The organism is Rhizobium sophorae, assembly GCF_013087515.1.
Taxonomy (GTDB): domain Bacteria; phylum Pseudomonadota; class Alphaproteobacteria; order Rhizobiales; family Rhizobiaceae; genus Rhizobium; species Rhizobium sophorae.
Genome location: NZ_JABFCN010000003.1, coordinates 64,809 through 87,486, shown reverse-complemented (window position 1 = coordinate 87,486; position 22,678 = coordinate 64,809). Strand labels below are relative to the sequence as shown.

Genomic DNA, 22,678 nt, shown 5'->3' with positions numbered 1-22,678 from the left:
ATGGCCCGGCCAGCTCCCGCAGGACGAGCTTCTAGGCATCTTTCGGCAGCACTGAGCGAACCCTTGCAATGAAGACATGGAAGTCCCGCATGAACGTGCGAAGGAAATCGGCCGTTTTGTCGTTCGTGACCTCGCCGTCATCAGTGATCAGCCCCGGTGTGAACTGGATGTAGGCTTCCGGGGCATTCATCTGGGGAGAGTTGCAGAAGCTGAGTACACTGCGCAAATTCTGCTGGGCGACTGCTGTGCCTATCGCGCCCGGCGACGTGCCGATCACCGCTGACGGCTTGCGTGTGAACGAGTTGGTGCCGTAGGGGCGGCTCGCCCAGTCGATTGCATTTTTCAGCCCACCGGGTATGGATCGATTGTATTCGGGCGTCACAAACAGCACGGCGTCGACGGCCGCTATTGCCGCCTTGAATGCCTTGCCAGCCGGAGGGTAGTCGGCGTCATAGTCGTAGCTGTAGAGCGGCAGGTCCTTGAAGGATATTTCCGACATTTCAAGCTCCGGCGGGGCGAACCGCACCAACGCCTTGGCGAGCTTGCGGTTGATCGAGCCCTTTGCGAGGCTGCCGATGAGATAGCCTACTTTATGCGTGGTCATGGCGTTCTCCAATATCTCGCATGATAAAGGACCTATCATACGCAAAAATCAAAGAAGGGTCTCTTGTCCTTCGATCGCAGGCAACTACTCGCCGACGAACGTGACCGTCTCGTCGAGCGGCGCGCGGCCTGTGCGGGTGTAACTGACTGTGGGATCCTCGTACCCGATCGACATGCCGCAGAAGAGGATGAGCTCGTCCGGGGGTGACAGGACTTCTGCGACCGTCTCGCGAACCTGCGACCACGCCATCTGCGGGCAACTGTGCAGACCTTCGGCGCGGAGCAGCAGCATGACGGTCTGCAGATACATGCCGACATCGGCCCATTGGGATAGGCCCAGGTCACGGTCGATGTAGCAGAACAGGGCGGCGGGCGCGCCGAAACAGTTCCAGTTGGCGATCGCTGCCCGCTGGCGCGCCTCCCAGTCCTCGCGCGCAATGCCGAGCGCGCTGTAGCGCTCCTTGCCGAAGGCGGATCGGCGCTCCCCGTAGGGGGACTTCAGCACGGGCGGGTACATCTCGTACTGCCGCTTATCCCAGGCGTCGCCATGGGCCACGCGCTCGACGGCGGACGTCTTGAGCTCAGCCAGCGGTGCGCCGGTCATCACATAGGTGTTCCACGGCTGGATGTTCGATCCTGACGGCGACCAAGCTGCGGCGGACAGCACTCGCTCAAGCACCTCCCTCTTCACAGGCTCGCCTTTGAATCCACGCACCGCCCGTCGGCTTGTGACTGCTTCATATACGTCCATGATCGCCTCCATGGCGCTGGCCGTTCGTTACGTCCATACTCATGGCCGCTTCCTCCTGACTGTTCGGTTCCTGATGTCGTTCATTATCTCCATTCGCAATGGAGGCGTAATCACACCGTGGTCTAGGAGGCGTAGATCAAACGTACATCAGGGATCGATGCGTTCGGGGGCATGTGGGCGAAGCATTGCTGGACTCCCGCGCCACGGGCATCTCGGCCTGGAATGACGCCCCTGAACGGCCTCAGCTTGGCGCTTACGCTCAAGCCGCAGTCATCTCTTTCGCCGTCTTCGCCATTGCGCTGCTCTTCGTTGCCGCGGCGCCGATCCCGAGTTGCCTACAAGAGCATGCTCCAATCATGAGCCGCAAGAGCAACGCTTCGTCATTTTGTCAGGTGCCTACGGCTCGGCCGCGTTTCGCTGGGGAGCGAGGGTGCCATCCGAAGATATCGGCGAGCGTATCGAGCATCGCTGTGGCCGCGGCGGATTGAAGTGAATAGTAGATCGTCTGGGCATCCCTTCGCGTCCGCACGAGTTCCTGTTCTCGAAGAATTGCCAAATGCTGGGAAGTCGAAGATTGGCTCAATCCCACCTCGTCGGCCAGGACGCTCACGGACATTTCTCCTTCGGCCAGCAGATGCAGAATGTGAAGCCGTTTGGCATTCCCCATAGCCGACAGGAAGTTTGCTTCGTTGTCGAAGGTGTTGGTTTCAGGGGAAGGCGCGGCTGACGATTGATTGTTCAAAGCGAGATCTCCTTGGGGAACCAAAGCCGGGTATCTGGTCATATCCCCGAGCTTTAATTTAGAGATAACGCATGGGTGCGGGGCCGAAACCCATTATCGGCGCCGCATCGTCTTTTCCGGCGCGAATCGGATACGGCGCGCATCAAATGGACAGCGGCGGCAGATCATGTTCGAGGCCGGCATCCTGCGCCTACTGGCGCGGGCCGACCTGGCGCATTTGCGCGGGCAGCGTTTCCCAGGCCCGGATCAGTTCGCCGATGGAGGCCGCCTCCATCTTGTGCATGACATTGCTGCGATGCAGCTTGACCGTCACCTCGCTGATGCCGAGGTCGAAGGCGATCTGCTTGTTGAGGCGGCCGCGCGCCACTTCATGCAGGACCTCGCGCTCGCGCTGCGTCAGGGTCTCCAGGCGCTTGATATTGCGCTTGGTGATCGCCGCTTCGGCTCGCCGCTCGGCATCCATCGCAATGCCGGCAGTCACAGCGTCGAGCAGCGTCTGGTCCCGCACCGGTTTGGTGAGAAAATCCACGGCGCCGGCCTTCATCGCCTGGACGGTCATCGGGATGTCGCCATGCCCGGTCAGGAAGATGATCGGCTTGGAAATGCCGTTTTCGGCCAGATGGCTCTGCAGGTGAAGGCCGCTTGCGCCTGGCATGCGCACGTCGAGGATCAGGCAGCCGGGGCTATCCAGGATATCGGCGTCAAGCAGTTCGCGGGTTGAGGCATAACTGGCTGATTGGAAACCCGCCGACAGGATCAACTCCGACAGCGCCTCGCGGACCGATGCGTCGTCATCGACGATAATGACAAGCGGCTGATTTTCTTCATAACTGCATTGCAATGATAACGGCGCCGATCTCCGCAGCAACGGCTGGTCAACTCTCATGTCACCCTCCATCTGTCGATTTATGCAAAGCGTTGGCAATGGCGGCCAGCAAGGCCTGGGCATCGAAGGGCTTGCGGAAAAATCCGCTTGCGCCTTGAGCGCGTCCCTGATCGGCTATCTCATGGCGGCCCGTGATCATGAATACCGGCAGTTCCGGACGCGACTTCCTCACCAGGTCACGAAGTTCGAAGCCGTCGATGCCGGGCATTCCGATATCGGTGATGAGAAGGTCGAGGTCCGACAGCCCGTTGACGAGCAGCGAGCCCGCCGATGAGAAGCTGCGGGCCACATAACCCGCAGATTCCAAAAGGTCGCCCATCGATTCAAGCAACCTTGGATCGTCATCTACAATTGCCACGACATGTCTTGTCTTGTTCATCTTCAATTCCCTCCCACTCTGCGCGAGTGGGTTATCGGTATTTCCAATCTCTCCGCGATCCGCACCAGATCGGCGAGCGATGCCGCGGCCATTTTCTGCATCACGTTTCTTCTGTGGATCTGCAGCGTGACTTCGCTGATCCCCAATTCGGCTGCGGCCTGCTTGTTGAGAAGGCCGCTGACGACCAGCGGAAGCACCTCGCGCTCGCGCGGCGTCAGGTCGAGATAGTGTTGTCTGAGCATGTCGATCTCGGCGCGCTCGGCTCTCTTTTCCCGATCCTGAGCAATCGCCGCATGGATTGCCGCCATGAGATCCGCATCGCTGAACGGCTTGGTCAAGAAGTCCACCGCGCCATGCTTGATCGCACGCACGGAGGAGGGAATGTCGCCATGTCCCGTAATGAAGACGATCGGTGGATGATCCCTGTCTGCGATCTGTCTCTGCAAATCGAGACCGTTGATGTCAGGCAGCTCGATATCCAGAACGAGGCAGGCGGGCACATCCGGCTTGTCCGCTCTCACGTAGTCGCAGGCCGATTCGAAGGCGATGGCGTGCATGCCGTGCGAGTCCAGCAGCTCGACGAGCGCTTCCCGGATACGTTCATCGTCGTCGACGATGAAGACGATATGGTCGTCGGCCGTCATAGCGCCGCCTTCGTTTCAATAGGCAATGTGAAGATCAACGTCGCTCCGCACGGATTGTTCTTCTCGGCCCACAATCGCCCGCCGTGCAGTTCGACGATCGAGCGGCAGATGGCCAGCCCCATGCCCATGCCTTTTTCCTTGGTCGTAAAGAACGGCTCGAACATCTTTTCGGGAAATTCGATGCCCTGGCCGCGATCGCTGACCTCGGTCTGGAGGATATTCCCGATCTGGCGTACGCGGATTTCAATGACCCTGTCGCCTGTCGTGGCGTCCATTGCCTCGATGCCGTTGCGGATGAGATTGATCAGAACTTGCTGGATCTGGACGCGGTCGATTGCGATGAGCGGAAGGGTGGCGTCGACCCCCACCTCCATCCGAACGTGACGACGCCAGGCCTCGTCGGCCATGAGGTTGCGCGCTTCGTTGACGATACCGGAGAGCGTCGATGGGGTCCTCCTGTCTACGGATTGCTTGAACAGAGCGCGAATGCGGCTGACGACATCCGCCGCCGAGTTGGCATCCCGGATGATGCGCTCGACCGTCCTCTGTGCCCGCTCCATATTCGGCGGCTCGGCCATGAGCCAGCGCTGGCAGGCGTGTGAGTTAGCCACGACGGCCGCGAGCGGCTGGTTCACCTCGTGCGCAATGGAGGCTGAAAGTTCGGCCAGGCTCGCCACTTGACTCGCCCGTGCAAGACCCTCTCGCGCTCGACGCAGATCTTCCTCCGCGTGAACCTCACCGTCGATATCAAGGCAGATGACATTCCACTGGACGATGGCGCCTTCGGCATTGCGCATCGCTGCCGCACGCGTCTCGACCCAGCGATATTCACCATCATGGCGCCGCAGACGGTGCCGGCGCGCATAGGGCTCGCCAGTGGACAATGAATGGGCATAGTTTTCCTTGACCCCTGCCAAATCGTCGGGATGAACACCGGCATCGAGTGTGCCGTCCAGCCGGGTTTTGCCCGTTCCATCCAGCTCTTCAAGATTATAACCGAGGAAGTCGCGCAGTTGCTGGCTGCGATAGATCGGCTCTCCATCAGGTGCCGCGCAATCGATCATTGCCGGCAGCGTTTCAACGAGCTGCCAGAGCGATCGTTCTCTCTCCCGCAGTGCGTCCTCGACGCGCAGTTGATCGTCGATGTCATGCGAGAGGCCGTACCACTGAACGATCCGTCCATTATCATCCCGCAGCGGCTCCGCGCTGCCTTTCACCCATCGGTAGACACCGTCGGCGCGCCGCAGGCGATATTGGCTGGAGAAGCGTTCCCCGGTGGCGAGAGAATGGCTGAGCGCTTGCTCGAGGCCGGCTGCATCGTCGGGATGGACGGCGGCCTCGATGAGCGCCGCCAGCCGGCTCACGCCCGACTTTTCCGTATCGGCAATGTCGAGACCCAAAAAATCCACCAAGCGCTGGTTGAAGAAGGTCGGAGCGCCTTCCGGATTGAGCCGCCAGAGCAGGCTCGGAACCATGTCCACGAGTTGCGAAAGCTCCCGCTCCCGGTCGCGAAGCGTTTCCTGCGCACGCATTTCATCGTCGATGTCGACGGATATGACATACCATTGCGTGATCGCGCCGCTTTGATCGCGCAGCGGCTCGGCTCGGCCATCGACCCAGCGATAGGCTCCGTCGAAACGGCGCATGCGATATTTTATAGAGAAGGGATCGCCGCTGGCGAGGGAATGATGAACCGTCTCGAGCAACCTTGATGCGTCGTCGGGATGGACGAGGGTGTGGATGACCGAGGAGAGACGGCTCATGCCGGGCCTATCCATATCGCCCACGTCGAGACCGAAAAAGTCAATGAGGCGCTTGTTGAAGAAGACCGGTTCGCCTTCCGGCGTCAGGCGCCTGATCTGGGCCGGGACCATGTCCACGAGCTGCGACAGCTCGCGTTCGCGGTGGCGCAGCGCCTCCAGCGCGCGCACCTCCTCGTCGATGTCGAGGGAGACGCCGTACCATTGCACGACCGTTCCGTCGTCATTGCGGCGCGGCTCCACCCTGCATTCGGCCCAGCGGTAGACGCCATCCTTTTCAAGCCAGCGGAACCGCATGGCGGTGCCGCCGCCGGTTTCGAAACAATTACGCAGCGTGCGCTGCACGTCGGACGCATCCTCGGGATGGATCAGCTGCTGCAGGAGCTCGTCGATGCGCGGTTCGGCCTGCGCGTCAAAATTGGCGATGACGGCGTGGAAATGATCCCGGTGGCGTTTGTTGAAGTAGATCGATCCGCCTGTCGGTTCCACGCTCCATATGCGGACCGGCACGGCGTCGATCATCTGCTGAAGCTGCCGTTCGCTCCGGCGCACGGTCTCTTCGGCATGCACCTGATCATCGATATCGTGACAAAGGCCGTACCACTGGACGATGTTTCCGGCCTGATCGCGCATCGGCTCGGCACGGCTCGACATCCAGCGATAGAGACCGTCGGCGCGGCGCAGCCGATACCGCATGACGAAGGTCTCGCCGGTGGCGAGGCAATGGCGAAGGGCGTCCCTGAAACCGGCTGTATCATCGGGATGAACGGTGGCCTGCAGGACGGCCTCCAGCCGGCTCATGCCCGGTCTGTCCGAGTCCGCCACGTCAAGACCGAGGAAATCGACCATCCGCCTATTGAAGAAGGTCGGCTCGCCCTCGGGCGTCAGGCGCCAGACATGGCTGGGAACCATGTCTACGAGCTGCGAGAGCTCCAGTTCCCGGTCGCGCAACGTCTCCACGTTTTGGTGCAATCTGAGCACTGCCAGCTGGTGCTGTCGCGATATGGCGGCGACAATCAGTGCTGAAAATGCCGAGATGGCCAGAAAGAGCTGCAGCATGATCTGATTGTGTTTCTGGGATTCGGGATCACCGGCAAACTGGCTGGCGCCTGTTATCGTGAATACCGCTGTGATCAGAGCAAGCAGAGCGAGCGATACCGCGGCGCCCTTGAACTCGAAGCGGACCGCGGCCCAAAGAAGAGGCGGCATGATGATATAGGCGAAAGGAAGGTAGCCGCTCAGCGAAAGAGCTGCGACACCGAGAAAGATCAGCCCCAGGACGCAGGCTTCCAGCCATTGCGCGGCCGAGAACTCCGTCTTGCTGCGCCAGCTGCGAAAGAGGACCAACGCCAGCGGTGCGACGATGAGGACACCGGTTGCGTCTCCGATCCACCATAGCGGCCAGGCCGTCGCGAAGGATTGCGATTGAATCGCGAACCAGGCAAGCGTGGCACTTCCCACGGTCGCGCTCACGATTGGTGCAATTCCGGCAGCCAGGATGACGAATGTGAGAACTTCCTGCAGAGTTTCCAGCTGAACAGGGTGCTTCAAGGTCCGATTCACCAGCCATGCCGCGACCATTGCTCCAAGAGCGTTGCCGACATAAATCAGGAAGGCCGCAGGCACGGGGCTGTAGAACCATAGGAAATTGCTGAACATCTCTGCCAGGCAACCCGCCAGGATCCACCACGGCCAGCTGCGCCTGGAGGCGAGGATGAGCGTAGCCACGAAAAGCCCGCCCGGGGGCCAGATGGAAATACCCGTTCCCGGCACGATTGCCAGCGACTGTGCGAAGCCGCAGGCGAGCACGTAGGCGAGGCAGAAAAGCCCCAGATGCAGGAACTGGGGACGGTGCGACCAGACGCTCAGCATCAACTGCTCCTGCCGGACAGAGAGAACCGGGGGGGCGTCAGCATTTCCTGCAGCAGTCGTTCTCGATTTCGGGGCGGGAGAGCTCATGTTGCGAAGCGTAGTCCCGCCGCACCACAACCGCAACTCATGGAAACCCATGCATTGCGCGGGAATGTAGCCGGAATTTTCGGGCGAACGACGGATCGGAAGACTGTTCTGTTTCCCGATGGCACATTCTAGACTTCAGGCTGGCTCCGCTAAGCCCTACGGCTAGGGCGCCAGACCTCAGGCACGATGGAAGGCGTCCGGCTTTCCGGTCATTGTCGATCCGCGTGAAGCATTGCAGAAGACATGCAACAGAGGATGCCGATATGAAAGTCACGGTGGTGGGAGCAAGCGGTCTCATCGGAACGCGGCTCAGCGAGAAGTTGCGCCGATCGGGCCACGACGTCGCGGCCGCATCATTGTCGCTTGGCGTCGACACGGTTACCGGCAAGGGACTTGATGTGGCGATGGCGGGAACCGAAGTCGTTGTGGACGTGACCAATGCCGCATCGTTCGGTGACAGTTCGGCGTTTGATTTCTTCAAGGCGTCGACGAAGAACTTGCTCGCAGCTGCGGCGCAAGCCGGCGTCCGGCACTATCTCGCACTCTCCGTGGTTGGCACGCCGCGCCTCGTGGAGAGCGACTATTTTCGCGCGAAAATGGTGCAGGAAAATCTGATCCGGGCTTCAGGTCGACCCTATACGATCCTCCGCTCCACGCAATTTTACGAGTTCATAAACGGATTGATTGACATCGGGGCTGAAGGCAATGTCTTACGGTTGCCATCGGCCTTGATGAGGCCGGTCGCGGTCGGGGATGTCGCTGCATTCCTGGCGGAACTGGCAGCCGGCGCTCCCTCGGGCGATGTCGTCGAAATCGGCGGCCCGGCGCAGTTCGGCATCGATGAAATTGCCCGGATCTATCTCGCCGCGAATGAAGACGAACGGCAGGTGATAACCGATCGATCCACGCCGTATTTCGGCGTCGAACTGACCGACGACGCACTGATCCCCGGCGCCGGTGCGCGCGTAGCGCGTCAGACGCTTTCCGACTGGCTCTACCAATCGATGATTGAGTAGGCATGCCACTTTTCTCGCGATAAGTAGAGACTTAAATTGATCTGCCACACTGAGCGTTCAATCGCTCGTCTTTGTCGCGGCCGTCGCCCGATGTTGGGGAAACTGCTCTCGCGCTTTCAGGTAAGTTTCCGGGAAACGGATGCTACTCATCTAGGGTCAGGACCTATTAATTTCGTTTGAGGTGTGATTCAGAGCCTCCATCATCCTCTCCTCTAAAAGCCGGAAGAAACCATGCGTCTAGGACAAAGTTCTCTATCGTAGCAGACACAAGGTCGAGGCCTATTCGCCAAACTCAAGGATTGGAGGCGCATCGCAACACGATATGACCGTTGTGCCCACACCTTCTTCTCGGCAATCTGCATCGCAGCTTCCGTCATCTTCTGGCTGTGATTAACGAGTTCCAAATCGGTCGATAAGCATCTCAGTGAGGGTTCGTACTTTTCGAGAGGGATACTGGCCGGGCGGCCTCACGACGAAGATGCCGGCCGGCGGAATCGGATGACGCGTCATGATCGGCACCAGTGCGCCCGAACATATATGGTCCGCGACAAGCGGTTCTGGCAGATAGGCGACCCCGAGCCCATCCAGAGCGGCCGCTACGAGGGACAACGCGTTATCAGCTATGAAGCGTCCCTGGGGACGCACCGTGACAATCTCGTCGCCATTCATGAATTGCCACTTCTCGGCGTCCCGCATAACGACTTGGTGATTCAAAATCTCGTCCGGTGTTTCGGGGGCGCCGTGAGCCTCGATGTAGGCAGGACTCGCAACCAGCTTGCCAAAGATCGGTCCGATACGTCTTGCGACAAGGTTCGAGTCCGGCAGATGCCCCAGCCGGATTGCGCAATCAAAACCCTCTCCCACGAGATCTACGAAGCGATCAGTATAGGAGGAAAGGATTTGCAGCTGCGGGTGTCGGCTAGCCATCTGGGAGAGGACGGGAGCAAAATAGGTCGGACCAAATGATAGGGGCGCGGCTACGCGCATGCGGCCTCGAAGCTCACCGGCGGGCAGGATCGTTTCGCGCACCACATCCAAGTCAGCAGAAACCCGTGCTGCGTAATCTCTGAATGTAAAACCTGCTTCCGTGAGCGCTATACCACGGGTCGTCCTTGCAAATAGCTGTGCGCCGAGTTCCGCCTCAAGCCTGGTGATCCGCCGGCTGACCATCGACTTGGAGATACCCAGTCGCAGCGCTGCAGACGATACTCCGCCCGCATCAGCAACTTCGACAAATATTCTCAGATCCTCAAGTTCCACAAAGCGTTCCTTATTTTGCAACACGGCTTCACACGACTGAGGACTACCAAGGCAAAGGGGAGAATGACAACTTCGCTGCGGCTGACTCTCCGTGGGGCATCCTCGCGACCTGCCTCACGAACCGCCAATATAGGACTTTTTCCATAGGCTATCTAACGGCTTCAACTCACTTCTTCGTCCATCGCACGCATCCGTAAGGCGCCGGCTTGTGCATGACCGCAATTCATAAAAATCAGTCGAACGAGGGTAAAATGATCAGAAAAATATTCATCGCGTTTGTGACGATTTCTTCTTTCTCTGCGGTTCAGGCACAAACGACGCAAGAACGACCCGGCGCTGATCTGATCGTTATCAATGCAAAGATCTTCACCGGCAACCGGGGGCAGGCCGAAGCTTCTGCTGTAGCCGTCAAGAAAGGCCGCATCTATTCGGTCGGATCTGATGTGGACATTCTCGGTCTAAAGAATTCCACTACCAAAGTGATTGATGCACGCAGCCGGAGGCTCATCCCCGGCATCATCGATGCGCATACGCACGTCCTCAACGACATGGCCTACAACTACAATGTAAGATGGGATGGCGTGCCGACGCTGCGTAAGGCGTTGACGATGCTCAGCGAGCAGGCCCAACGCACGCCTGAGGGTCAGTGGGTCAAGGTGATCGGAGGCTGGTCCCCCTACCAGTTTGAGGAGAACCGCTTTCCCACGCTGGGCGAACTGCACGAGGCCGTGCCCGACCGACCCATGATCGTGCAATATGCCTACAACCGCGCCTTCTTGAACAAACAGGCGATGGAGGCACTTGGCGTGGGCACCGGTCGGTTCCCGACGTTGCCGGACACCGAATTCGAAAGGGACAGCCGCGGCAATCCGACCGGTGTGGTCCACGGCTATACCTGGTTGTTTCTCGCCCTCGAGAGCATGGTACCGCAGCCCACGTTCGACGAAGAAGTGAGTTCGTTGATCTATAGCATTCACGGTCTGAACCGGTTCGGCGTGACCTCGATCATCGATAACGGCGGCAGGTGGCCATACCCGGAGGCCCAGGAGAGGGTGGGCGTGCTTGCACGAGACAACCGCCTCAATGTGCGCATGCCCTTTGTGGACTTGCAACTCGGCGACGGCGGGCCGGTAAACATGGTGGATCTGGAAGTCGAGGCGATCACGAAAACGGCGCCGATAAGCCCAGGACAAAACCTGCACCCCACCCTGGCACATGGCCATGAATATCGAGGGGCCGGGGAGGTTCTGAGCGGGGAAGTGCACGATCATGAGAACTTCGACCGTCCGGCGGTCATCATCGAGCCCGAGAAGATGCGACGCTTCGTCGAGCAGGATGTGACGAAGCTGGTCCAGCGGCGTATCCCGTTTCGCATCCACGTCAGCTACGACGAGAACATCTCCCCCTTTCTCGACGCTCTTGAGAAGGTGAACGAAACGACCCCGCTCGATGGCCTGAAATGGAGTCTCGAGCACGCTGAGACCATCAATCCGGAGAACATCGATCGGGTGAAAAAGCTGGGTGGGGGAATTGCCTTGGACGCCAAAATGGCGCTGCACGGCGATGGTTTCATCAAAACCCATGGTCGCGAGAAGGCTCTGGAGACCCCGCGTCTGCGCAAGCTCGTGGATAGCGGCATGCCGCTGGCCATGACCACCGACGCCTTCCGGGCAGCCACATTCAACCCTTGGGTCGGTATAAGTTGGATGGTATCTGGCAAGTCTGTGTCCGGATCCGAAATTCTTGCTAAGGACAATCGCCTATCCCGCACCGAGGCGCTGAAACTGTTTACCAATGGTGCAGCGTGGTTCATGAATACAGAATCCGAAATGGGCGTAATCGCCCCCGGATACCTGGCGGACTTTGTTGTGCTCGACAGGGATTACTTCACCGTGTCGGAAGATCAGATCAAATCCATCTCTTCTGTGCTCACGATCATGGACGGCGAGGTCGTGTTTGGTGCGCAGGACTATAGCGCTCTATCGCCAAAACTGCCGGAGATCCTTCCGGCTTGGTCACCCCTAAAATACTTCGGCAGCTATCATGGGGAAAATTGAACCCAGCGGAAAGGTTCTCCCCGCTTTCCCCAACAGTTCCATTGCAGAACCTCGTTGGACTTGGCCATACCCTACTGCGTTGGAAGCACCATCGCCTAAATGTGGGAGCAGCAGTCGCTCGACACGCGAGTGCCGACGACCAAGAGCGCGCACTATTCAAAAGTAGGGTTGATGAGATCTCGGACGAAACATCTGGAAAAGCCACGTTGCTTCCAGCCTCGTCATCTCGTCTCAAACGCCCCCATGCTTCGCCGTGCCAGTGGCAATCACGGTGAGCGGAACGATCTTTCCCGAAATTAGCTTAAGCGCGCTTCCCCACAGATCGTCAGCTGCGATGAGAACAGCCCAGAGCGTGTCCGACTGATGAAGGTGAGCTCATGCGGCCAATAGTCCGTATGGGAGACGCCGACGCGATTTGGCGGCCCCTTTTCCAAGGGAAGGCGAGGCCCGTAAGATCACCTTTAGCGTCTCAAAGGCCGTCCCGCCATTTGATGAGGGCACGACGCTCGACGGCGAATGGGTCTCCACCTTTGCCTCGAGCGGCATGACCGCGACTTCATCGGGGTCGGTGGCGTCCAGCCATACGCTGACGCTTCATCGAAACGGTACTTTCGAACGCACAGGCTGGTCCGGCGCCTCGATGACGAACGAAATCGGCGGATCGCGATCGGGCATCACCACATCAGGCAACCGGCCGGGCGCAAGCGGACGCTACAAGCTTTCCGGTTACCGTCTCGACCTGACCGACGCGAGCGGCAAGACGGAAAGCATGAGCATATTCGAACCCGACAAAGGCTCCGACGGGCTTCTGGTGATCAACGGCAACAACTACCTGAAGGATGACGGGAAATAGCCTGACGGCGCCCAACATATTGACGAACTTGGATTTCTGCGGCGAATTCATTGCCCTCCCGCTCGGCTTGAAAGCCACCCGGCTTATCAGTCATTTCGAGCCAATTGCATTGCCTATATCGCTTGAAATCTGCCTTACGTCTCCGGCCGTCTCGGCGGGCTGAAACGGGCGGTTTGGTTAAGCATTTGTAAATTGGTAACGAATCGAGGCATATAGTAACTGCGCAACTGAAGCGCTTTCGTTCAGAATTGCGCAGTTACTTGGGAAAAAGATCATGCAGCCGAGTCTTGCTCTTCAGGACGATCAAGAGCACCTCCCGTCGCTTCTGGCAACAGATGCGAAGGAGTTATCCTATCAACTTCAGCAGCATCAGGCAAAAATCTTCCCCCCGCTGTCGCAAAAAACCATCAGAACATTTTCGCCGGCGGAAGCTGCGGCCTTCATCGGCATCGGCGAAGGCTATCTCCGCCAGGTGGCCGCCGACGGCCATGGGCCCGATCCGCTCGCAAACGGACGGCGGCTTTACAGTGCAACGGATATGGATCGGATTCGTCGGGTCCTCGACGAGCGAAACGGAACACCGAAATATGTGCCGGCTCGCAGGCCGGGCGAAAAACTCCAGATCATCTCTGTCATGAATTTCAAGGGTGGCTCGGGCAAGACCACCACTGCGGCCCATCTGGCGCAGTTCATGGCGCTCAGGGGCTACCGCGTGCTCGCCGTCGACCTCGATCCGCAGGCCTCTTTGTCCGCCTTGTTCGGCCATCAGCCGGAGTTCGATGTCGGAGAGGGTGAAACGATCTACGGTGCGATCCGATATGAGGAGCCACGCCCCATCGCCGACATCGTGCGCGCCACCTACACGCCCAATCTGCATCTCATTCCGGGCAATCTCGAGCTGATGGAATTCGAGCACGAGACCCCAAAGGCGATGGCGTCGGGGACGGCGGAGACGATGTTCTTTGCCCGCATCGGCGAGGTCCTGACGGAGATCGAAAGCCTTTACGACGTCGTGGTCATCGACTGCCCGCCGCAGCTGGGGTTCTTGACGATGTCGGCGCTCTGTGCGGCAACCTCGGTATTGATCACGGTTCACCCACAGATGCTGGATGTCATGTCGATGTCGCAGTTTCTGACGATGACGAGTGAGCTGATGTCGGTCGTGGAAAAGGCCGGCGGGCGTACCAGCTATGACTGGATGCGCTATCTCGTGACGCGGTTCGAACCGAACGACGGACCGCAAAGCCAGATGACCGGCTTCATGCGAGCGATCTTCGGCAATCGAATGCTCCACAACGCCATGGTGAAGTCGACGGCGGTCGCCGACGCCGGCGTCACCAAGCAGACACTCTACGAGGTCGAGCGGTCGCAGTTCACACGCGGAACCTACGATCGGGCACTGGAGTCGCTCAACCTCGTGAACGGCGAGATCGAGGCGCATATTCGCTCCACCTGGGGGAGGAAATAGATAGATGGCGCGCAAAAACCTCATCGAAATTTCCGCTCCGAACCCGGCAAGGGCGGAAGCAGTCGCGCCGCGCGACAATCGTCCGATCGCCGGGTTCGTGCCGCAGGAGCGCAGTGCCGCGCCGGTCGGCGGCATTACCAAGACGCTCGGCAACATTACCGAGAAAATGGAGCGAGCGAGTGAGCTGGAACGGCAGCTTGCCACCGGCCAGACTATCGTCGAACTCGATCCCGGCCTGATCGACGCTTCGTTCGTCAGCGATCGATTGGCGATCGATGCGGCGGAACTCGCGCAACTTGTCGAGCAGATCCGCGAGCATGGGCAGCAGGTTCCGATCCTTGTCCGCCCGCATCCCGAAACCAGGGGACGCTATCAGGTCGCCTACGGCCATCGGCGCCTGGCTGCCACCCGAGAAATCGGCATCCGGGTGCGTGCGGTCGTCCGCGATCTCACCGACGGTCAGTTGGTCGTCAGCCAGGGACAGGAAAACAGCGCTCGAACCAATCTCTCCTACATCGAGCGCGCGCTCTTTGCATCGCGGCTCGAGGAACGCAGCTTTGGCCGCGATGTGATCATGGCGGCTCTCGGCGTGGACAAGGCGGCGCTGTCGAGAATGCTGATCGTCATCCGGCAGGTCCCCCTGGAGCTCGTCAACGCCATAGGCGCGGCACCTGATATCGGCCGCCGGCGATGGTTGGAACTGGGCGAGCGGCTTGAGAAAGCCGACGTCGAGAAAATCATCGCGGAGTTGTCCGCGGACGACGCGCGCAAAATTTCGAGCGACGAGCGGTTTCAGCGGGCACTCGTTCTGGCAACGAAGAAGACGGCTGCGCCGAAGCCGGCGGTGGCTAAAACCCAGGTTAGTGGTGTGCCTGTCATGATCAAGAAGACTGCATCCGGTGCGACCTTCGTCTTCGACGGCAAGACCGCGCCCGGTTTTGATCAATTCGTCCAGGAAAGGCTGAAGGGCCTGTTCCAGGAGTTCAACAAGGACAGAGGAGCGTAGCGCGCAAAAGAAAAAGGCCCCCAACGACGACGCCGTGGAAGCCCTTCTCAGATCTTAAGCACATCGAGAATCGCATTTCCCCGAATCACAGTCAAGCGTCTTAGGCACCAAATTGGTGGATGGTTTTCTTTTGCCTGAACGAAGGTGAAGGCAAATGGAGAGTGGATATGTGACGACGCCCTTTGGGCGGCGGCCGATGTCGCTTGGCATGCTGGCAAGCCAGCAACTGGCCGAGACCATCGAGCCGGGAATGAAACGCAGCAAATGGAAGCTGTTCAGGGCGATCTGCGAAGCGCGACCGGCGCTTGGCGTCACCGATCGGGCGTTGACGGTGCTCGACGCGCTTCTGACCTTCTACCCTGACGACGAAATCTCCGAGGAAAAGGGACTGATCGTCTTCCCGTCGAATGCGCAGCTTTCGTTGCGCGCTCGCGGCATGACCCCAGCCACCCTCAGGCGGCATCTTGCCGTCCTGGTCGATGCCGGCCTGATCCTGCGCAAGGACAGCCCGAATGGAAAGCGCTATGCGCGCCGCGACAGGGCAGGGACCATCGGCGAGGCCTTCGGCTTCAGTGTCGCACCGCTTCTGGCCCGTGCTGCCGAAATCGAATACCTGGCCGCCCAGGCGGTTGCCGACCGGGAGCTGTTACGGGTGACCAGGGAACGCCTGACGGTGTGCCGGCGCGACATCTCCAAGCTGATAGCGGCCGCACTCGAAGAAGGGATTTCTGGTGATTGGGAGGGCATTTCGGCGATGTTTCGAACGCTTCTTGCCCGAATTCCGCGCGTGGCGACCGCCGAAGACCTGGCACCGCTGCTCGACGAGATGGGGCTGCTGCGCGCAGAGATCGTCAACATGCTGGAAAGACGGATAAAAGCAAAAAAAATAGACGCCAATGAGTCTCAAATTGAGCATCACAAACAGAATTCAAATCCCGACTCCCTTAATGAACTTGAACCAAGCTTCGAAACGAAGCAGGGCGAAAAGGCAGCGGCTAATAACGACCCGAACGCCGGTCCGTCGGACGAACGAAGATTGAAACAGCAAAAGCCTTCCAGCGGGATGAGCAACAGGGCGGGGGGCGCGGCCGATCCGGGCGCCGGACCAAGCCTGAAATCCTTCCCGCTCGGCCTCGTCCTCCAGGCCTGCCCCAGTATTCTCGATTACGGGCCTGGCGGAAGCATCGGCAATTGGCGAGACCTGATGTCGGCCGCCGTCGTCGTGCGCTCGATGCTCGGCGTCAGTCCCTCGGCATATGAGGAAGCCTGCTCGGGCATGGGGCCGGAAAACGCAGCAACCGTGATCGCCTGCATCCTGGAAAGGGGAGGGCACATCAACTCGCCCGGCGGTTATCTCAGAGATCTGACCCGAAGGACCGAAAGGGGCGAATTTGCGATCGGCCCGATGCTGATGGCGCTCGTGCGTGCGAACGGACCGGGGGCGAGGCATGCCAGTTGATCGTTAGCAAGCTATGGCCGCGACGATCGTGTAACGAGGCAGTGTGCAATCACCTCTTTACAGCTAACATGTTAGTCTGCTACATCTGACGCGGAATTGGGAGGAAAGCATATTTGACACAGAAATTCGGGCTCTCGGTCGCGCTTGCGACACCGTTCGACAGCAATGGGGATATCGCGATCGAGGCGATGATCGAGCAGGCGCAACGCAGCCTCGCGGCCGGATGTTCGAGCGTTACGCTGTTCGGGACGACGGGTGAAGGCTCTTCGATCGGAACGCAGGAACGTGAACGTGTTTTCGATTCCTTGCTCGATAGTGGGATAGCCGCAAATCAGATCATCGTCGGTGTGCTGGTCGACGCGGCCGAGGATGCGGCGATGCAGGCCGGCCGTGCGCTTTCCAGGGGAGCCCGCAATATCCTTCTTGCTCCACCGTGCTATTTCAAGAACGTCAGTGACGATGGCGTCTTCCAGTGGTTTTCCGCTGTCTTCGCCATCCTCGGCGACAAGGCGCGAGACATTATCGTCTACAACATTCCCTCGCTCACCATGGTGCCGCTGACCGTATCGTTGATCGGGCGGCTGCGAACCGCCTTTCCCAACATCGTTATCGGCGTCAAGGATTCCTCCGGCGACTGGCCTTTCACGGAAACACTATTGAAGTCGCATGGCGATCTCGTCATCCTGGTGGGGGACGAACGTCACCTGGCGAAGGGCGTGCGGCTTGGCGGCCAGGGTGCGATCTCCGGCATGGCGAATTTCGTGCCACGCGAGGTCAAGCTGATGGCGGAGGAAGGCGTGGACGATTCCCGCGTCGAGGATTTCGTGGAGGAACTGCTGAAATTTCCGGTGACTGCCGCCGTGAAAACCATGGTCTCTCACGTGACGTCGGATGAAATCTGGCTTGCGGTTCGTCCGCCACTCGTCTCAATATCGGCAGAAGGGCAGGCGCAACTCTTTCTTGCCTTCGATACTCTTTTCCGCTCGAAAGCGGCATAGGTCGGCGATGTTTCTGGGAGAGGCGATGGACGGAACGGACGAGCAGCCGACATTGCGGGAAAAGGCGTATGAGAGCTTCACACGCCACCTTCTTGCGCGTGACGTGCGCCCCGGCCAGTTCGTTTCGCAGCGCCGCCTCGTCGAGCTGACGGGGTTGACGCTTGGCGCCATCCGCGAACTCATCCCGAGGCTCGAAGCCGAAGGGCTGATCAAGACGGTGCCCCAGCGGGGTTTGCAGATTGCGCATATCGACCTCAACCTCATTCGCGAGGCGTTCCAGCTGCGCGTGTTCCTGGAGAAGGAAGCGGTCGCGCTTTTCACCCGCTCTGCGTCTGACGAGACAATCGCCGGACTATTGAAGCAGCATCGGGATATCGCCGACGCCATTCGAAGCGGCGATGGATCGCACGAATTGGAAGTGCATGCGCAGGCTGTCGATTGGGGCATGCACGACGCCTTCATCGATGCCCTTGGAAATACCATCATCTCGAACGCCTACCGGGTGAACTCGATCAAGATGCGCCTGATCAGTCAGGACCGTTTTCGCATCGAAGGTCACGTCGGGCCTGTCATGGCTGAGCACCTGAAGGTGCTCGAGGCGATCGAACGACGATCGGCGGAGGACGCCGTCAACAGCCTTGTCGCACATATCAATCATGCAAGAGATCGTGCGCTCAGGATATAATCGGAAATAAACAGCCGGGGATGAGGAGATCGCCGGCAAAAGGAGGAGGAATCACATGTCATCGTTTTTGAATCCGACGAGACGCGGCTTTCTGGCAGGTACGGCCGCTTTTGGCGCCAGCAGCATGCTCGGCGTGCGGTTGGCATCGGCTGCCGTCGATTGGAAGCGCTTTGCCGGCACGACGCTCGAAGTCAACCTGGTCAAGAGCCCGCGCAGCGAAATACTTCTGAAGTACTTGTCCGAATTCGAGGAGCTGACCGGCATCAAGGTCAATGCCGAAGCGACGCCCGAACAACAGCAGCGTCAGAAAACGACCATCGAGCTGAGCTCCGGCAAGCCCAGCTTCGATGTCGTGCACATGAGCTACCATGTCCAGAAGCGGCAGTTTGAAAAGGGCGGCTGGCTTGCTGATATTGGCGGGTTTCTCAAGGACCCCTCTCTGACCGACCCGTCTCTGGTTGAAAGCGACTTCGCCGAAGCCGGCCTGACTTTTGCCAGAGATCCGGACGGCGTCCTGCGTTCGCTTCCATTCTCGGTCGATTACTGGATCATCTACTGGAACAAGACGCTGTTCGAGAAGAAGGGGCTCGCCTACCCGACGACGTTCGAAGAACTCGCCAGTGCTGCGGAGGCGCTCACCGATCCTTCCACCAACACCTACGGCTTCGTCGCCCGCGGCCTGAAGAACGCCAATACGCCGGTCTGGACGTCGCTGCTGCTTGGGTATGGTTCGAGCCCGCTCGGTCCGGATGGCAAGCTGCGTACGACATCGCAAGAAGCGATCGATGCAGCCAAGCTCTATCAAAAGCTGATGACCAAAACCGCCCCTCCCGGCGTTTCTGGCTTCAACTGGGCCGAGGCGCAGTCGGCCTTCCTGCAGGGCAAGATCGGCATGTGGCTGGACGGCGTCGGTTTTGCGCCGCCGATCGAGAATCCGGAAAAGTCGCGCGTCGTCGGCCAGGTCGGTTACGGCATCATGCCGAAAGGTCCGAAGGCACAAGCCGCAGGCACCTTTGGCGACGGCCTTGGCGTCGTCGCGGCAAGCCAGAAGAAAGAAGCCGGGTACCTCTTCTGCCAATGGGCAATTTCGCATGAAATGGGCGCACGTCTGCTGCAGGCCGGCGCCGGTGTTCCCTTCCGGCAGTCCGTCCTCGAGGATGCGAAGGTCCGCGAAGGCGTCAAGATGCCGGGCGCCTGGCTTGATGCCGTCGTCGGTTCCGGCAAGATCTCGCAGCTCGCGCTGCCGGTCATCATTCCGGTCACCGAGTTCCGCGACGTCTATGGTGTTGGTCTCACCAACATGATCGGCGGCGCCGATCCCGAAACCGAGCTGAAGGCAGCGACGGCACAGTTCGAACCCGTCCTGGCGAAAAGCGAGGGATAATGGCCTCGACAAGCATCGAAACGGCCGCAGTGGCCAAGACGGCGAAAGGGAGGAGCAAACCGGACCGGTTTGCTCCCAACTATTGGCCTTTCGTCATCCCGGCGCTGATCGTCATTGCGGCCGTAATTGTTTTTCCATGGGTTTTTACGCTTTGGATGAGCGTCAACAGCTGGACGCTTGGCCAGTCCCAGGTCTTTGCGGGACTGGACAACTATGCCCGCCTGGTCGGGGACATGCGCTTCTGGGACTCGCTGTGGCATACGGTGCTCTATACGACGCTTTCCGTGGTGGTCCCCCTTTTTCTAGGGACGCTCGCCGCGCTGATCTTCGATGCTCAATTTCCGTTGCGCGGTCTTATCCGCGGCATATTCGTGATGCCGATGATGGCCACACCCGTCGCCATCGCACTGGTCTGGACGATGATGTACCATCCGCAGCTCGGCGTCCTCAACTATCTCCTCTCTTTCATCGGCATCGGCCCGCAGGAGTGGATCTACAATCAGAGCAGCGTCATCCCGTCGCTGGTATTGGTCGAGACCTGGCAGTGGACGCCGCTTATCATGTTGATCGTGCTCGGCGGTCTGGCGGCGGTTCCACGTGAGCCCTATGAAAGTGCTGAAATCGACGGAGCCAATGTCTGGCAGAAATTCCGCTATCTGACGCTGCCGATGATCGCGCCGTTCCTGATGATTGCCGTGATCATCCGCAGCATCGATGCGGTGAAAAGTTTCGACATCATCTATGCCATGACCCAAGGCGGTCCCGGCACGGCGTCGGAGACGATCAACATCTACCTCTACAACACCGCTTTCGCCTACTACGATATCGGCTATGGCTCGGCCATGGCGGTTGTCTTCTTCATCCTCATCGTCCTGCTCTCCTTCGTCCTTATGATGCTGCGGCAGCGCGTGAACTGGTCCGACGGGGAGGCACGCTGATGAAGCGCAAGACGCTCGATCGCATCGGACTGCTGTTTGTTGCCCTGGTGATGATCTCGCCGGTCGTCCTGTTCTTCCTCTGGATGATCTCGCTGTCGCTGAAATATGAGATCGACAACGGCGCCTATCCGCCGGTCTTCATCCCGGAGCGCTTGGCCTGGTCGAATTATCTGAAGGTTTTCGAGGAGAACAATTTCTTCCTCTATCTCTGGAATTCGGTGCTGGTGACAGGTGCCGCCACGCTTCTGGCGCTGCTGATCGGCGTGCCCGCCGGATATGGCATCGCGCGGCTGAAGGCCGAGAAGTCTGCCATGGTTATCATGATCGCGCGCATGACGCCTGGCCTTTCCTTCCTGATACCGCTCTTCCTGCTGTTCCAGTGGCTGAACCTGCTCGGCACGCTCATGCCGCAGATCATCATCCATCTCGTGGTCACCGTACCGATCGTCGTGTGGATCATGATCGGTTATTTCGAGACGACGCCGATGGAGCTGGAGGAGGCTGCAAGCATCGATGGCGCAACACCCTGGCAGGTTTTCCGCCTGGTCGCCTTGCCGATCGCCAGGCCGGGCATTGTTGTCGCCTTCATCCTGTCGGTCATCTTCTCGTGGAACAACTTCGTCTTCGGCATCGTGCTCGCCAGTCGCGAGACGCGCACGCTTCCTGTCGCGGTCTACAACATGCTCTCGTTCGAGCAGGTCAGTTGGGGTCCGCTGGCGGCAGCGGCGTTGATCGTCACCTTGCCCGTGCTGATATTGACGGTGTTTGCGCAACGGCAGATCGTGGCGGGCCTGACGGCCGGAGCCGTCAAGTGAGCGGGTGAGACAACGGCTTTGACGACGTCCTCTGCCTTCGATGTACCTCCCGATCGGGCGCGCCGCGTTTTGTGTGTCGGCGCGGCGGTCATGGACACCCTTTTTCGGGTGCGCACGTTGCCGACCGGCCAGGGCAAAATTCTGCCCTACGATATGCTGCAGATCGCCGAGGGCATGGCGTCGAGCGCCGCCTTTGCGGTCGCCCGGCTGGGCGGTAATGCCAGCCTCTGGGGCGCAGTCGGCAACGATGCCACCGGCGAACGCATCATTGCCGACCTCGGCAACAGCGGCATAGACACGAGCTGCATGCTGCGCGTTGACGGTGCCCGCTCGGCCGTCTCGACCATTCTCGTCGATGATCAGGGCGAGCGCCTGATTGTGCCTTTCTACGATGCGGGCCTGCACGAGACGGTCAAGCCGGTCACAAGAAAGGACGTTTCTTCTTTCGATGCGGTGCTAGTCGACGTCCGGTGGCCGAAGCTTGCGCTGCGGACGCTGTTGGCCGCCCGAGAGGCGGGCAAACCGGGCATTCTCGATGGCGATGTCGCAGGCGATGGCGTGATCGAGATGCTTGCACCGGCGGCCAGCCACATCGTATTCTCGCAGCCGGCCGCCGAGCGCCTTGCGGGTGCAGCCGAGCTGGTGAAGGTCGTCGGCCTTCTGAAGCGAAAGTTCGAGCATGCCTTCATCAGCGTCACCGCTGGCGAAAAGGGCTCTTTCTGGTTCGATGACCGAACCGGCGAAATCGTCCATCTTACCGCTCCGAAGGTGAGGGCGGTCGATACGCTCGCAGCCGGCGATATTTTTCATGGTGCTTTCGCGCTGGCTGTCGCAGAGGCCTTGCCGATCGAAGAGAGGATGCGCGTGTCATCCATCGCAGCGGCTCTCAAATGCAAGGTGTTCGGCGGTCGTACCGGCGCGCCAACCAGGGCCGAGGTCGGCGCTGCCCTGCGGGATTGGGACGTCGGCGTTAGCCGCAGCACTCTGCTCCCGCTATGAGTTTCGAGCGCGATCA

Annotated in this window: 19 protein-coding genes and 2 pseudogenes; 13 read left to right on the top strand and 8 right to left on the bottom strand. The window is 59.6% G+C overall.

What is annotated here, in order from left to right; all coding sequences use genetic code 11:
* Positions 1 to 31 precede the first annotated feature (31 nt).
* The 7 genes from G9X64_RS02365 to G9X64_RS02335 all read right to left on the bottom strand — a co-directional run bounded on the left by G9X64_RS02365 (position 32) and on the right by G9X64_RS02335 (position 7,637).
* Positions 32 to 604 (bottom strand): NADPH-dependent FMN reductase, encoded by a 573-nt coding sequence (locus G9X64_RS02365; RefSeq protein ID WP_168308230.1) that lies wholly within the window; start codon positions 602 to 604, stop codon positions 32 to 34.
* 84 nt (positions 605 to 688) lie between these two features.
* Positions 689 to 1,354, bottom strand: a complete 666-nt coding sequence (locus G9X64_RS02360; protein ID WP_168308229.1) for a nitroreductase — start codon at positions 1,352 to 1,354, stop codon at positions 689 to 691.
* Between the two features lie 388 nt (positions 1,355 to 1,742).
* Positions 1,743 to 2,096 carry an ArsR/SmtB family transcription factor gene (locus G9X64_RS02355; RefSeq protein ID WP_168308228.1) on the bottom strand — a complete coding sequence of 118 codons (354 nt, stop codon included), beginning with the start codon at positions 2,094 to 2,096 and terminating at the stop codon, positions 1,743 to 1,745.
* A gap of 190 nt (positions 2,097 to 2,286) precedes the next feature.
* A complete protein-coding gene (locus tag G9X64_RS02350) occupies positions 2,287 to 2,982 on the bottom strand; it encodes a response regulator transcription factor (RefSeq protein ID WP_168308227.1) in 696 nt (231 codons plus the stop codon).
* Position 2,983: 1 nt separating this feature from the next.
* A complete protein-coding gene (locus G9X64_RS02345) occupies positions 2,984 to 3,361 on the bottom strand; it encodes a response regulator (RefSeq protein ID WP_003550117.1) in 378 nt (125 codons plus the stop codon).
* A 2-nt stretch (positions 3,362 to 3,363) separates the two neighbouring features.
* On the bottom strand, positions 3,364 to 4,005 hold the full coding sequence (locus G9X64_RS02340) for a response regulator transcription factor (protein ID WP_077976962.1): 642 nt from the start codon (positions 4,003 to 4,005) through the stop codon (positions 3,364 to 3,366).
* The gene (locus G9X64_RS02335) at positions 4,002 to 7,637 is read right to left on the bottom strand and encodes a PAS domain-containing protein (RefSeq protein ID WP_168308226.1); all 3,636 of its coding nucleotides are present in this window, start codon (positions 7,635 to 7,637) and stop codon (positions 4,002 to 4,004) included. The genes G9X64_RS02340 and G9X64_RS02335 overlap by 4 nt, the downstream gene beginning before the upstream one ends.
* 350 nt (positions 7,638 to 7,987) lie before the next feature.
* Here G9X64_RS02335 and G9X64_RS02330 point away from each other — a divergent pair, with 350 nt between their 5' ends.
* Together G9X64_RS02330 and G9X64_RS37230 are read left to right on the top strand one after the other, a co-directional pair.
* Entirely contained in the window at positions 7,988 to 8,740 is a 753-nt protein-coding gene (locus G9X64_RS02330) for an SDR family oxidoreductase (protein WP_168316049.1), read from the top strand.
* A 282-nt stretch (positions 8,741 to 9,022) separates the two neighbouring features.
* Positions 9,023 to 9,130, top strand: a pseudogene (locus tag G9X64_RS37230) (IS5/IS1182 family transposase); the annotation flags it as partial.
* On the opposite strand, the gene G9X64_RS02325 reads toward G9X64_RS37230, so the two are convergent.
* Positions 9,131 to 10,000: a LysR family transcriptional regulator gene (locus G9X64_RS02325; RefSeq protein WP_168308415.1), complete on the bottom strand. Its 870-nt coding sequence runs from the start codon at positions 9,998 to 10,000 to the stop codon at positions 9,131 to 9,133.
* 251 nt (positions 10,001 to 10,251) lie between these two features.
* On the opposite strand from G9X64_RS02325, the gene G9X64_RS02320 reads away from it, so the two are divergent.
* The 11 genes and pseudogenes from G9X64_RS02320 to G9X64_RS02270 all read left to right on the top strand — a co-directional run bounded on the left by G9X64_RS02320 (position 10,252) and on the right by G9X64_RS02270 (position 22,662).
* Positions 10,252 to 12,057: an amidohydrolase gene (locus tag G9X64_RS02320; RefSeq protein WP_168316090.1), complete on the top strand. Its 1,806-nt coding sequence runs from the start codon at positions 10,252 to 10,254 to the stop codon at positions 12,055 to 12,057.
* Between the two features lie 472 nt (positions 12,058 to 12,529).
* A pseudogene (locus G9X64_RS02315) lies at positions 12,530 to 12,910 on the top strand (hypothetical protein); the annotation flags it as partial.
* A gap of 274 nt (positions 12,911 to 13,184) precedes the next feature.
* Positions 13,185 to 14,378: a plasmid partitioning protein RepA gene (repA, locus tag G9X64_RS02310; protein WP_003550127.1), complete on the top strand. Its 1,194-nt coding sequence runs from the start codon at positions 13,185 to 13,187 to the stop codon at positions 14,376 to 14,378.
* 4 nt (positions 14,379 to 14,382) lie between these two features.
* A complete protein-coding gene (gene repB / locus G9X64_RS02305; protein ID WP_168316050.1) occupies positions 14,383 to 15,384 on the top strand; it encodes a plasmid partitioning protein RepB in 1,002 nt (333 codons plus the stop codon).
* Between the two features lie 154 nt (positions 15,385 to 15,538).
* Entirely contained in the window at positions 15,539 to 16,843 is a 1,305-nt protein-coding gene (gene repC, locus G9X64_RS02300; protein ID WP_168316051.1) for a plasmid replication protein RepC, read from the top strand.
* Between the two features lie 113 nt (positions 16,844 to 16,956).
* The gene (locus G9X64_RS02295; RefSeq protein ID WP_171375879.1) at positions 16,957 to 17,841 is read left to right on the top strand and encodes a dihydrodipicolinate synthase family protein; all 885 of its coding nucleotides are present in this window, start codon (positions 16,957 to 16,959) and stop codon (positions 17,839 to 17,841) included.
* Positions 17,842 to 17,848: 7 nt separating this feature from the next.
* Positions 17,849 to 18,526, top strand: a complete 678-nt coding sequence (locus G9X64_RS02290) for a GntR family transcriptional regulator (RefSeq protein ID WP_171375878.1) — start codon at positions 17,849 to 17,851, stop codon at positions 18,524 to 18,526.
* 55 nt (positions 18,527 to 18,581) lie between these two features.
* Positions 18,582 to 19,910: an ABC transporter substrate-binding protein gene (locus G9X64_RS02285; RefSeq protein ID WP_168308219.1), complete on the top strand. Its 1,329-nt coding sequence runs from the start codon at positions 18,582 to 18,584 to the stop codon at positions 19,908 to 19,910.
* Positions 19,910 to 20,848, top strand: a complete 939-nt coding sequence (locus G9X64_RS02280) for a carbohydrate ABC transporter permease (protein ID WP_168308218.1) — start codon at positions 19,910 to 19,912, stop codon at positions 20,846 to 20,848. Before G9X64_RS02285 ends, G9X64_RS02280 begins: the two co-directional genes overlap by 1 nt.
* The gene (locus G9X64_RS02275) at positions 20,848 to 21,663 is read left to right on the top strand and encodes a carbohydrate ABC transporter permease (protein WP_020047105.1); all 816 of its coding nucleotides are present in this window, start codon (positions 20,848 to 20,850) and stop codon (positions 21,661 to 21,663) included. Before G9X64_RS02280 ends, G9X64_RS02275 begins: the two co-directional genes overlap by 1 nt.
* An 18-nt stretch (positions 21,664 to 21,681) precedes the next feature.
* Positions 21,682 to 22,662: a sugar kinase gene (locus G9X64_RS02270; RefSeq protein WP_168316053.1), complete on the top strand. Its 981-nt coding sequence runs from the start codon at positions 21,682 to 21,684 to the stop codon at positions 22,660 to 22,662.
* Positions 22,663 to 22,678: the final 16 nt, after the last annotated feature.